Annotated in this window: 12 protein-coding genes; 11 read left to right on the forward strand and 1 reads right to left on the reverse strand. The window is 73.0% G+C overall.

Going from position 1 to position 12,036, the window contains the following annotated elements; all coding sequences use genetic code 11:
- Positions 1-122 precede the first annotated feature (122 nt).
- From ACFCX4_RS10885 to ACFCX4_RS10905, 5 genes are all read left to right on the forward strand, one after another.
- Complete coding sequence (locus tag ACFCX4_RS10885) at positions 123-1,043, forward strand: BtpA/SgcQ family protein (protein ID WP_376140626.1); 921 nt, start codon at positions 123-125, stop codon at positions 1,041-1,043.
- Between the two features lie 336 nt (positions 1,044-1,379).
- On the forward strand, positions 1,380-2,867 hold the full coding sequence (locus ACFCX4_RS10890; protein WP_376140628.1) for a cytochrome P450: 1,488 nt from the start codon (positions 1,380-1,382) through the stop codon (positions 2,865-2,867).
- A gap of 131 nt (positions 2,868-2,998) precedes the next feature.
- Positions 2,999-3,925 (forward strand): aminotransferase class IV, encoded by a 927-nt coding sequence (locus ACFCX4_RS10895; protein ID WP_376140630.1) that lies wholly within the window; start codon positions 2,999-3,001, stop codon positions 3,923-3,925.
- Between the two features lie 56 nt (positions 3,926-3,981).
- Positions 3,982-4,566, forward strand: coding sequence for a GTP cyclohydrolase II (locus ACFCX4_RS10900; RefSeq protein ID WP_376140632.1), 585 nt, complete (start codon positions 3,982-3,984; stop codon positions 4,564-4,566).
- Positions 4,567-4,577: 11 nt separating this feature from the next.
- Complete coding sequence (locus ACFCX4_RS10905; protein WP_376140634.1) at positions 4,578-4,946, forward strand: non-heme iron oxygenase ferredoxin subunit; 369 nt, start codon at positions 4,578-4,580, stop codon at positions 4,944-4,946.
- Between the two features lie 41 nt (positions 4,947-4,987).
- Here the strand turns inward: ACFCX4_RS10905 and ACFCX4_RS10910 are convergent, their stop codons facing one another.
- Positions 4,988-6,256, reverse strand: coding sequence for a benzoate/H(+) symporter BenE family transporter (locus ACFCX4_RS10910; RefSeq protein ID WP_376140636.1), 1,269 nt, complete (start codon positions 6,254-6,256; stop codon positions 4,988-4,990).
- Between the two features lie 350 nt (positions 6,257-6,606).
- On the opposite strand from ACFCX4_RS10910, the gene ACFCX4_RS10915 reads away from it, so the two are divergent.
- The 6 genes from ACFCX4_RS10915 (at position 6,607) to ACFCX4_RS10940 (ending at position 11,939) form a co-directional block, all read left to right on the forward strand.
- A complete protein-coding gene (locus ACFCX4_RS10915; RefSeq protein WP_376140638.1) occupies positions 6,607-6,747 on the forward strand; it encodes a hypothetical protein in 141 nt (46 codons plus the stop codon).
- A gap of 43 nt (positions 6,748-6,790) precedes the next feature.
- Entirely contained in the window at positions 6,791-8,092 is a 1,302-nt protein-coding gene (locus ACFCX4_RS10920; protein ID WP_376140640.1) for a TrpB-like pyridoxal phosphate-dependent enzyme, read from the forward strand.
- A 257-nt stretch (positions 8,093-8,349) separates the two neighbouring features.
- A complete protein-coding gene (locus tag ACFCX4_RS10925) occupies positions 8,350-8,799 on the forward strand; it encodes a hypothetical protein (protein ID WP_376140642.1) in 450 nt (149 codons plus the stop codon).
- A 141-nt stretch (positions 8,800-8,940) separates the two neighbouring features.
- Complete coding sequence (locus tag ACFCX4_RS10930) at positions 8,941-10,047, forward strand: hypothetical protein (RefSeq protein ID WP_376140644.1); 1,107 nt, start codon at positions 8,941-8,943, stop codon at positions 10,045-10,047.
- 358 nt (positions 10,048-10,405) lie between these two features.
- Complete coding sequence (locus tag ACFCX4_RS10935; protein ID WP_376140646.1) at positions 10,406-10,621, forward strand: hypothetical protein; 216 nt, start codon at positions 10,406-10,408, stop codon at positions 10,619-10,621.
- Positions 10,622-10,700: 79 nt separating this feature from the next.
- A complete protein-coding gene (locus ACFCX4_RS10940) occupies positions 10,701-11,939 on the forward strand; it encodes a response regulator (RefSeq protein ID WP_376140648.1) in 1,239 nt (412 codons plus the stop codon).
- The last annotated feature ends 97 nt before the right edge of the window (positions 11,940-12,036 follow it).

Here is a 12,036-nt window from a genome sequence, read left to right on the forward strand (position 1 = left end):
GCCTGCGCTCAGTAGGGTGGGGCTGCCTTCTCCAGCTCGCTCAGCCAATCACACGGTACGAGACGTCCGTGCCCGTCGCCGGCAGCGGATCCGGGCGCCTCCTCGGGACCTCGGTGGAGTTCATGGCAGCCTTCGGCAGGGAAACGACCGACCGTCCCGGCGGCGCCGCGGGGCGCGGGGACCTGGAGCGGCTCTTCGGGCGGCGGTTCGCACTCATCGGCATGATCCACCTGTTGCCGCTCCCCGGTTCGCCCCGGTTCACCCCGGAACGCGGAATGGCCGAGGTGATCCGGCGGGCGACGGAGGAGGCCCGGGTGCTCGTCGACGCCGGGTTCGACGGCCTGATCGTCGAGAACGGCTGGGACATCCCCTTTCTCAAGCCCGACGACATCGGCCCCGAGACGCCGGCGGCGATGGCCGTCGCCACGGCCGAGGTGGCGCGCGCCGTGGACGTCCCACTGGGCGTCAACTGCCTGGCCAACGCCGTCGACCGCTCGCTCGCGGTGGCCGCTGCCACCGGCGCGCGGTTCGTGCGCTCCAACCAGTGGGCCAACGCCTACGTGGCGAACGAGGGCGTCGTCGAGGGGCGGGCCGGCCTCATGACGCGCTACCGGCGGGCGATCGGGGCCGAGCACGTGACGGTGTGGGCCGACGTCCAGGTCAAGCTCGGCTCGCACGCGATCACCGCGGACCGCTCGCTGACCGACCAGGCCCGGGACGCGGCCTGGTTCGACGCGGACGCCCTGATCGCCACCGGGACCAGGCTCGGCGACGCGCCCCTGACGGACCACCTGGAGACGGTCCGCGCGGCCACCGATCTGCCCGTGGTGGCCGGCTCCGGCGTGCGGGTCGAGAACCTGGCGGACGTCGTTCCGCACGCCGACGGCGCCATCGTCGGCAGTTCCATCAAATCGGGCGGGGTCTGGCACGGCCGGATCGACCGTGGGGTCTGTGAACGGTTGAGTGCCGCACGGGACGAATTGGAAAAGCGATTCGGTTATTCGGACGCATCCGGCAACCGGTCGGACCGGCCGGGGAATTAAAGCAGTTCCGAGATCTTCACCGAGTCGTTGCGCGAACCGATTCGTGCCTCATATATTGGCCGGGTCGTCTCTTGTCGGCCGTGCCGGCGCGATCGTCACGGCACGGGTTTCCCGCGAGGAACGATCGACGCGGGGATCAAGTGGACCTGTGCGTGGGGCCAGGCCGGGGGTGACCGGATCTCCGGCCAGGAGTCCGAGCCCGTGCCCGGGTTCGAGTCCGGTTCCGAGCCCGAGCCCGAGTCCGAGGAAACGCTCCCTGACGTCACGGGAGTACCCGAGCCAATGACGAGGCGCGCCCGCTCGCCGGGGCCGCCCCTGAGCGTCGAGGAGTGGATCATGGGATTACTGCGGTACGTCCCGGCGGCCGCCGGCGCCGTCTCGCTCGCCTTCACCGCGAAGGCGGCACGTACGGTGCGCGAGCGGCGGTACTACGAGAAGCAGGGCGTCACGTTCAGCCGGACCTACCCGATCATCGGGTCCGAGACCGACATCTCCGGGCTGATCGGCCGGAACAAGACCCGGGACTATCTCTACCTGGACCATCCGGCCACGGATTTCGTCGGAAGCATTCGCGGTTTCGACATCCAGCTGTACGCGGTGAACCGGCAGGCGACGGAGACCCTCACCTCCCCCGCGGTCACCGGAAAGTACATCGACCGGGACACCCCCGCACTGTATTCCTTCGGGCAGTTGTCCCCCTCGGCGATGACGTTCCAGAAGATCACCACCGAGAACTTCGGCGACCGGAAGCGCAACCTCGGAAAGGGCTTCGACCAGGAAAGGATCGACGAAGTCTCGGCCCGGCGGGCCGCCGGGATGTGCGCGGCTTTCGACCCGCGGGCCCCGCTCGACATGAAGACCATCGCGGGCGACTACACCCGTGAGGTCATGGGGGAATTCGTCTGGGGACAGGACGCGATGCGGCTCACGGTGTCCTACAAGGACGGCCGCGGGGACGTGTCACAGGTGCCCTTCATGCTCGCCCTGAACGAGACCTTCACCGGCCTGCGGTTCTACTCCAACCGCTTCTGGAACCGGGTCCACTTCCCGGCGGCGACCTGGCCGGTCACCCGGGAGGCCCGGCGTCTGCAGTACAACATCAGGGCGCTGCAGGAGCACCTGGCGGGACTGCTGAAGGACGTCCCCGGAGCCGGGACGGTGTGGGAGCAGGTCGCCACCGGCAACGGGAAGCTGGGCGTCCCGCTGGAGATCACCCGGGACGACCTCCTGACGGCGTCCATCGCCGGCCTGGACACCGTCCAGAACACCGTTCTCGCCACCCTCTGGTACGTCCTCCAGCCGGAGAACGCCAAGTGGCGCGAGGCGATCGCGGGCGGCACCGGCGACCGCAAGGACGAGTTGGTCGAGGCCTGCGTCAGCGAGTCGCTGCGGCTCAGCCCGCCCGGATCGGTCATCAACAACAAGATCGTCGAGGACTTCGACGTGGACGTCGAGGGACGCCGGTACCTGCTGCGCAAGGGCACCCGGGTGATGCCCAACATCCACGCGCTGCACGCGCGTTACGGCGACGCCTTCCTGCCCGAGCGCTTCCTGCCCGAGGCCAAGGGCTCCGAGCCGTACGTGCTGCCCTTCGGCAAGGGCCGGCGCAGCTGCCCCGGGCGCAACCTCGGCATGGTGATGGCGAAGAACTTCGTCAGCCGGTTCGTCACCGAGCACCCCGAGGCACGGATCACCAACCTCGCGGACAAGGACATCCACTTCAACAACCTCTCGCACTCCCAGCTGCTGATCGCGATCGGCCCGGCCGCGGCGCAGGGCGGCGACGGCGTCGCCTCCTGCCCCGTCCTCCCCACCCGACCGTGACGCTTCGGAACGCGGCGGCCCGCGCAGCACGGGGGCCCGGGGACGGCTGGTTGCCCGAGGTGGCGGTGTCGCGGTGCGAGGAGCACGGAGGCGGGGGTGCCGGGACCGGGAGCACCGGATACGGGCCGCCGGTGCTGACCGCCAACGACGTGGGCGGTCTGGCCGAGTTCAGCGCGGACGGCATCCAGTTCGGCTTCTCGGTCTTCGAGGGGATGCGGGCGTACGTCGCCGCCCCCGAGTTCCTGGTCTTCCGCTCGCGCGACCACCACGAGCGGCTGCTCACCTCCTGCGCGGCGCTCGCGCTGCCCTGTCCGTCCTACGAGGTGTTCGTCGCGGCCGTCGAACAGGCGGTGCGCGCCAACTGGGACGGCGGGGATCCGCGGCTCTACGTGAGGCCGGTGGTGTTCGCGGCCGGCGGCGACCTCATGCCACTGCGGAGCCGGAGCTCCGTGTTCGCCGTCCTGGTGAAGCGCTTCGAGCCGGCCGCCGAGGGCCTGGCCGTCCTGGTCGAGGGCGGCGCGCCGCGCACGCTCCCGGCCTTCGCGAGCGTCAAGACTGCTGGGAACTACACGAGTTCGGCACTGGCGATGCGCAGCGCCGGCGCCGCGGGCTGTGACACCGTGCTCTGGCTGGACGGCGACGGTCACCTCCAGGAGTGCACGACGACGAACGTGTTCCTCCAGCTCGGCGGTCGGCTGGTCACCCCTCCCCTGGGGTCGATCCTGCCCGGCATCACCCGCCGGACGGTGCTCGACCTGCTGGCCGGAATGGGCGAGCAGGCGGTCGAACGGCACGTCCACGTCTCGGAGTTGTCCACCGCCCTGGACCGCGGTGAGCACCTGCGCCTCTTCACCACCTCCACGGCGCTCGGCCTCCGGCCGGTGACCCGCCTGCGGCTGGACTCCACGGACCACCGGCTCGGCGGGCCCGCACCGGAGGTCTGGCGGCGCGTGGCCGAGCAGTACTCCCTGGTCACGGCGGGGTTCACCGCCGCGGCAGGGCCCCACGCGCCGATCATGGCGCGTTCGCACCGTGCCGACCTGCGCGGCCCGGACTGAGCCGGGCCGGCCGGCGGACGCAGAGAAGCCCCACTCTCCCAACGGATTGGATCGACGTGGTACTCCTCCTGGCCCAGGGCCCGTTGCACACCCGGTACGGCGACTTCACCGAGTACCTCTTCTACGACGGCCGGCGCGAGTCGATCGCCATCGTCATGGGGGAGGTCGCGGGCCGGCGGGGCGTGCTCTGCCGGGTGCACTCGCACTGCACGTCCGCCCACGTCTTCAACGGCGTCGAGTGCGACTGCCGGGAGCAGATGGCGATGGCGCAGGAGAAGGTCCAGCGCGCCGGTGCCGGGATCATCGTGTGGCTGGACCAGGACGGCAAGGGCAACGGCCGGATGGCCGAACTGCTCACGGCCGCGCTCAAGGCCGAGGGGGTCGCGCAGACCGAGGCGTACGCGAGGCTCGGCTACCCGCGCGACGCCCGGTCCTTCGACGGGGCGGCCGAGATCCTGAAGTTCTTCGGCGTCGGCTCGGTGACGCTGATGTCCAACAACCCGGAGAAGGCCGGGGGGCTTCGCGCCTGCGGCATCACCGTCGCCGGCACGGAGGCACTGACCGTCGTCCCGGACAACCCCCTGGTGGAGAAGACGCTGCGGGACAAGGTTAGGTACCAGAACCACACGATCGAACTCTGAGGGGGACGAGCATGACCAACGGGCCGATCGAACCGATCAGGGTCTGCGCGGTGTCGGACCTGTCCGAGGACAAGGGCTACCGCGTCGCCTCGGTGTCGCCGCCGATCGCGGTCTTCCTCGCCCGGGACGGTGCGGTGCACGTCGTGGACGACTCATGCACCCATCAGACCGCCGCGCTGTCGGACGGGTGGGTCGACGACTGCGTCGTGGAGTGCCCGCTCCACATGTCCCGGTTCGACCTGCGCACCGGAGCCGTCGACGCTCCCCCGGCGAAGGCCCCCGTCCGGGTCCACGCCGCCGAGGTCGTCGACGGCGAGGTCTGGGTGACGCTGTCCCGGGAGGCGCCGAACCTGCCGCCGGGCGTCCGCGCCCGGTCCTGACGGCGCGCGTGGCCCGGGGCGCCGACCGGGCCGCGCCGCGCTCAGGCCGGGTCCTTCCCGGCGACCGACTCGTGCTCGGCCACCCGGCCGGGCCCCGCCACCGGGCCCGGGGCGGCGGCCGGGGCGGAGCGCCGGGCCTGCGCCGAGAAGGCCACCCGCACCAGCAGACCCGCGGCCAGCGCCCAGAAGGCCGAGCTGATGCCCCCCAGTGTGGTGCCCGAGGCGGCGACGGCGAAGGTGACCGTCGCCGCCGTCCGCTCCGCCACCGGGACGCCCGTGGCCGGCTCCCCTCCCCCGCCGAGGGCGGCCGACAGCGCGTGGCCCAGTGTGCCCAGCAGGGCGAGCCCGGCCACCGTGCCGACCACCTCCGCCGGGGCGACGGCCAGGAAGCTGATGAGCGCCGTGGTTCCCGCGGCGATTCCCAGGTAGGTGATGCCGAAGGCCTGGGCGGACAGCCACCGGCGCGCCGGGTCCGGGTGCGCCTCCGGCGAGGCGGGGAGCGCGGCGCTGATCGCCGCGAGGTTGACGGCGTGTCCGCCGAACGGCGCGGCCAGTGCGCTGCCCAGACCGGTGGCCACCATCGCCGGGCGCCACGGGACCCGGTATCCGAAGGAGCTCATGATCGCGATGCCCGGCACGTTCTGCGCGGCCATCGTCACCACGTAGAGCGGCAGGGCGATGCCGGCCACCGCGGCCCAGCTCAGCCGGGGCTCGGTCAGGACCAGGTGCGGGAGCCAGGGCCCGTGCAGGCCGTTGCCGCGGACGGCCAGGACGCCGACGACCAGCACCGTGGCGCCGAAGGCCGCCGGGACGGCCCACCTCGGCGCGGTCACCACCGCGACCAGCCAGGTCAGCAGGATCGGGGCGACCTCCCAGGGGTGCGAGCCGAGTGCCTTGACCGGGACGAGGCAGAGTTCGAGCAGGACGCCGGCGAGCATCGCCTGGGCGATCGGCGCCGGAATCGCCGCCACCGTGGCACCGAGCCTCGGCCAGAGGCCGGTGAGGGCCACCAGGGCACCCGCGACCAGGAATCCGCCCACCGCCGCCGGCCATCCGCCGGCCACCTGCCCGGCGCTCGCCAGCACGGCGGCACCCGGCGTGGACCAGGCGGCGGTGATCGGCATGCGGCAGCGTCTGCTCAGCCAGATGCCGGCCACCCCGAGCGCGGCGCAGAGTGCCACCACTCCCGAGGCCGCCTCGGCCGGACTCGCCCCCACGGCGCGCAGGCCCGTGAGGACCGCCGCGAAGGTGCTGGTGTAGCCGATGAAAGCGATCGCGATGCCGGTGACGACGGGCTGCCCTTGTTCCACCCCCGGCACACTACCGAGCCGCGCCGCCCCCGGGTGCCATTTCGATCCCCGGGCCCCGGGCCGCCCGCCTCCCGGTTCCTCCGCCTGCGCGGGGCCACCGCACCCGTACCGGCACCACCGCGGCCGGCGAACCGGTCATCCCCCGGCCCAGGAGCCGGGATACGGCCGCGGTGGCCGGCCGGACGTGGTTCCCGGGAGTCGTTCCGGACGTGCGTCGTTCCGGACGTACCGGGACAGCGCCCGGCCTTCGGCGCCCGACGGCTCCGCCCGGGGCCGGCCCGGTCGGCGGCGGCGAGTCCGGCGTCGGTCCGATCCGCCAACGCCGGGGCGCGCGCCCCGTGCTCGGCACTATGCTGATCAACCCGCTCGTCGGCATCGTGGTGCTCGCGGTGCTCCGCATCCGGTCCCCGGCCACGAGCGCACCGACCCCCGTCGGCCGCTCCGGGCCCGGACCGGCCGACGCCGTCCGCTTCGGCGCCCGACCCGCGTGACCGACCGAACGACAGCCGTATCCGTGCATTCCGGGAGGTACCGATGATCACCAAGTTCTTGCTGCCGGAGGACCGCATCCCCACCACCTGGTACAACGTGCTGGCGGACCTGCCGAATCCGGTGCCGCCGATGCTGCATCCCGGCACCCGGGAGCCGATCACGCCGGCCGACCTGGCGCCCCTGTTCCCGGAGTCGGTGATCGCCCAGGAGTTCAGCACCGAGGCCGAGGTGGACATCCCCGGCGCGGTCATCGACGTCTACCGGCAGTGGCGGCCCAGCCCGCTGGTCCGGGCCCACCGGCTGGAGCGCGCGCTGGACACCCCGGCGCGGATCTACTTCAAGTACGAGGGCGTCAGCCCGGCCGGCAGCCACAAGCCCAACACGGCCGTGCCGCAGGCGTACTACAACAAGCAGGCCGGAGTGGAGAAGCTCGTCACCGAGACCGGGGCCGGCCAGTGGGGCAGCTCGCTGGCGATGGCCTCCGCCTACTTCGGCCTCGAATGCGAGGTCTTCATGGTGAGGGTGAGCCACCAGCAGAAGCCGTACCGCCGCGGCCTGATGGAGACCTTCGGGGCGACGGTCCACGCCAGCCCGAGCGAGCTCACCGCCGCCGGCCGCGCCGCGCTCGCCGCCGACCCCGACTCCAGCGGCAGCCTGGGCCTGGCGATCTCGGAGGCGGTGGAGGCCGCGGTCGGGAGCGGGGGCCGGGCCAAGTACGCGCTGGGCTCGGTGCTCAACCACGTGCTGATGCACCAGACGGTCATCGGCCAGGAGGCACTGCTCCAGATGGAGCTGGCCGAGGACTACCCGGACGTCGTGATCGGCGCGGCCGGCGGCGGGTCCAACTTCGGCGGCCTGGTCCTGCCGTTCCTGCGCGAGCAGTTGGCCGGCGGCCGGCCGGTGCGGGCGGTCGCGGTCGAGCCCGCGTCGTGTCCGACGCTCACCCAGGGCCGTTACGAGTACGACTTCGGCGACACCGCGGGCCTCACCCCGCTCACCATGATGCACACCCTCGGCCACGACTTCGTTCCGCCGAGCATCCACGCGGGCGGTCTGCGCTACCACGGCATGGCGCCCGTCATCAGCGTGCTGAAGGACCTCGACCTGCTGGAGGCCCGCGCCGTCCCGCAGACCGCCTGCTTCGAGGCCGGCACCCTGTTCGCCCGCAACGAGGGAATCGTGCCGGCGCCCGAGTCCACCCACGCGGTGCGGGCGGCCATCGACGAGGCGCTGGCCTGCAAGGAGAGCGGCGAGTCCCGCAGCATCCTGTTCAGCCTGTCCGGCCACGGCCACTTCGACATGCAGGCGTACATCGACTACTTCGCCGGAAAGCTCAAGGACTGACGGGAACCGGAGCAGTACCGGCCGGGGGCGTCCCGCCGGACGGCCGCCCCGCGGGTGCGGGTGGCTCGCCCGGCGGGGCGGACCACGATAAGGACGCGCGTACGGCTGCCACGGTGGACGACGGCTCCGGCGCCCGCCGCACCTGCCCGAGAACGCCTCGTGGATTCCACCGGTCGGCCGTCCTGTTGTCTCCGGTTGCCGGGCCTCCTACGCTGGGTCGCGGCAGTCCCGCTCCCACGGCCGGACGAGAGGCAGTCGTGACCGCATCCAGGATCAGCGTCGTGATCCCCGGCAGGAAGCGGCTCGACACCGTCCGCACGGTGCCCACCCCGCTCGGCGAACAGACCCCGGGCGGCTCCGGGTTCGAGGTCACGGCCGCACGGGCGCGGGCTCACCGCGGCCACCTCCGGGCGGTCGCCGGGAGCGGCCCCGTCGGCGGCCGCGACGTGCCGGCGCCGGACGGGCCACCCGACGGGCCCGGACGGATCGCCGACCCCCGGGCCGAGGAACTGTTCGGCGGCCGTACCCCGGCCGAGGTGCTCCCCCTGGTCGGCCTCGCGCCCCCGTACGACGAGGCGGGCGTGGCGGAGTTCCGGCGGCGGGCGCCGGTGTCCCGGCCCGGCGAGCCCGAGCGCGGCCCCGTACGGCGCCGCGCCGGCCGCGTCGCAGGCGAGGCCGGCGCCTCGGTCGGTGACGGCCTGCGCTGATCCGGGCCGGACCGGGCCGACCGCACAGCCGCGGCCCACGCCGACGTGACCTCCGCGGGCGCCGGCGCCTCACAGCGGCGTTCCCGTGCCAGACGCTCCACGACCGACGCCCCCCACGACCGACGACCGAGGAGACCTGTCATGCCCACCACCCCCGTCCGGCTCTCCGCCGCCGTGATGACCCACCCCAGACGGGCCGCCGCTGCCCGGGACCTGGTCGAGCGCTTCCCCGAACTGGACCTCACGATCGCGTCGGACCCCGAGCCCGACGGCCCGCCCACCGCGCTGCGCAGCGCCCGGGTGGCGTGGGAGTCGGTCCGCCCCGGTGCCACCCACCACCTGGTGCTCCAGGACGACGCCGTGCCGGCCGAGGACCTGCTGGAGCGGCTGCTGCCACTGCTGGAGGCCGAACCGAAGTCGGCCGTCTGCCTCTTCACCGAGTGGGGCTCGCGCACCTCGTACGCGGTGCGCACGGCCGCGATGCTCGGCCACGACCTGGCGCCGGCCGTCGACGACTACGTGCCGTCGGTCGCACTCGTCCTTCCCGCCGAACTGGCGCTCGGCTTCGCCGGGTTCATCCGGGCCAAGGCCGACACCGGACATCCGGACGACGTGGCGATGCTCCACTACCTGGCCGACCGCGGCACCCGGACGGTGGTTCCGGTGGTCAACCTGGTCGACCACCACAACGACGTCAGCCTGGTCGGCAACAACGTCCACGGCCTCCGGTCCGCCGTGTGCCTCGGGCCGGCCGACCCGGCGCCGACGGCCGGGGCGCCGTACTCGCTGCTCACCGGTCTGGCGACGGTCCCGTACTACGACTTCTGGGGCCAGTACTCGCAGGCCTGTGTGCCGGACGCCTCCGCCGTCGACGGGCGGGTCCGGACCTCCGCGCGCGACGCACTGCTGGAACGCGGCGTCACCATGGAGCACCTGACGGCCGGACTGCGGATCTCGCTGGCCCGGCGCCCGGAGAGCGCGCTGCTGACCGACCGGCTGAGCGAGATCGTGCTCACCGAGGTCTGGATCATCTCCTTCCTGCTCGGTGTCGTCACCGCGGAGGTGGACCCGGCGGGCGGGGCGGGCATCGACGCGGACCGGCCGGTGGCCGCGGCCGCGCTGGCGACCCTGGGTCCGGGTGCCGTGCGCCGGGTGGTTCCGGAGCGGCTGCTGCCCGCCATCGGTGCCCTGCTCCGTCCGCTGGTCCGGGACGCGGTCCTGGCCGGCGTGCAGGCGGTGCGCGGCTGACCGTTCCGGTGGCCGCGACCGGGCCCACCGCGCACCTGGAGACGCCGCACCCCCCGAACACCCCGGCGCGGCCGGCCACTTCGGACCACCGCTCCACAGGGGCCTCTCGGGCCGCCGGGCACCTTGACGGGGTGATCGGGCCTTGACGGGGTGATCGGCGGGGTCCGGCCAGACGGGGGCCGGACCCCGCCTCTCTGTCGTCGCTTCACCGTTTCCGTAGTTGCCATCCGGCGTTTCCGGGCCGGAAACAGGCGCGCAACGGCATCCTGGCGCGCCATGCTGTGACGCGACGTCAGACCGACTCGGCTGACGCACAGGTGGTGGCCGACGCAAGTCGCCACCGATCGAGGAGGTCCATGTGCAGCGTGCGCTGCTGTCGCCCAGGGCGGCCCTGGTACTGCTGATCGGCATGCTCCTGGGAATCGGCGCGGGGATCCTGGCCTCCGTGGGAGGAGTGCACCTGGCGCAGTGCGTCCTGTACGGCGTCGGCGCCTTCGGCGTCAGCGTCACGGTCGTCAACCAGCTCGTCGCCGGCCCCGAGAAGGAGCCCACGGACCCGACGTCCGCGTCCTGACCCCGGCGTGGCCCGGACACCCGGACACCCGGACACCCGGTCGACGGGCCACGCACCGCACCGCGAGAATGGTGGCGCCATGGAGACCCAGGAAACACCGGGCGGCAACCGGGCGGGGAGCCTCAACGCGCTGAGCCCGGACCTGAACGCGGAGTGCCGTGCCTTCGCCGAATCCCTGCGCAGCCTGTTCGCGGGGCTGCGGCCCGCGGTCTCGATGCGCCGCTACGGCGCCCGTCGGCACCTGAGCCCGGGAGCCCTCTCCCGCTACCTGTCCGGACAGCGGATCCCGCCCTGGCAGTTCGTCCAGGACCTGCTCACCGACGTCGGCGCCGACCGCGGCAGCGTCGCGACCCCCGGGACGATCGAGCTGCTGCGCTCCCTGCACGCGGCCGCGCAGCGGACGAGCGCCTCCGTCAGCCATGCCGTGCAGCAGCTGGAGTTCCAGCTGGCCGAGGCCGACCGTCTCTCCCGCAGGTCCGCCGCGCACAGCGACGTCCTCGGCGAGGCCCTGCTCGACAAGAACCACCGCATCGCCGACCTGGAACTGCGGCTCAGCCAGTTGGAGAGCGACTGGGCCCGGGAACGCGCCCGCGCCGACGAGATCACCCTGTACGCCGGCGACCGGGACGGGCTGCTGCTCGAACGACAGGCGCTGGAGAAGGAGGTCGCGCGCCTGGAGGGCGAACTGGCGGCGGCGCTGCGCCGGCAGCTGTCCGCCGAAGCGCGCTGCGAGCTCCTGGAGCGCCAACTGGTCGTGACCGAGCAACAGGCCGGCGAGGAGCCGCCGGGCATCGCCGCAGGTGCTGACACGGCCGCCACCGCGAGGCCCAGGGTGCTCGTCGTCGACGACGAGCCGGCGAATCTGGTGGCGTTCGATGCCGCCCTCGGATGCGGTGACTGGGACGTCCTCGCGGTCGCGTCCGGCCCGGACGCGCTGAAGGCGCTCCTCCAGCACGACGGCATCGCCGTGATCGTCCTGGACGTGCAGATGCCCGGCATGGACGGCTACGAGACCGCCCTGCGGATCAAGAACCGCGCGCAGACCCGCGACATCCCGATCATCTTCGTCACCGCGATCGGCGACAGCCCCGGGAACTCGCTGCGCGGCTACGACGCCGGGGCCGTCGACTTCATCGTCAAGCCGCTCGACCCCTGGGTCCTGCGCGCCAAGGTCACCGTCCTGACCGGCATGTACCTCAGCTACCGCGGCACTCCCCGCACCGTACCGGCCCGGCGCTCCGAGAACGCCACGCACGGGTGGGAGCCGAAGTCCTGGCCGGCGTCGAACGACTGCGCGACTGCGCGCGGGCCGACCTGACGAGCATGTCCGTCCTGGGCATCACGCCCGGTGACGGGAGGATCCTGCTGAAGTTCCAGTCGAACCGTGCGCCGCAGCCCCCGCCCGGTTCGGCGCC

Source organism: Kitasatospora sp. NPDC056327, assembly GCF_042261735.1.
GTDB lineage: Bacteria > Actinomycetota > Actinomycetes > Streptomycetales > Streptomycetaceae > Kitasatospora.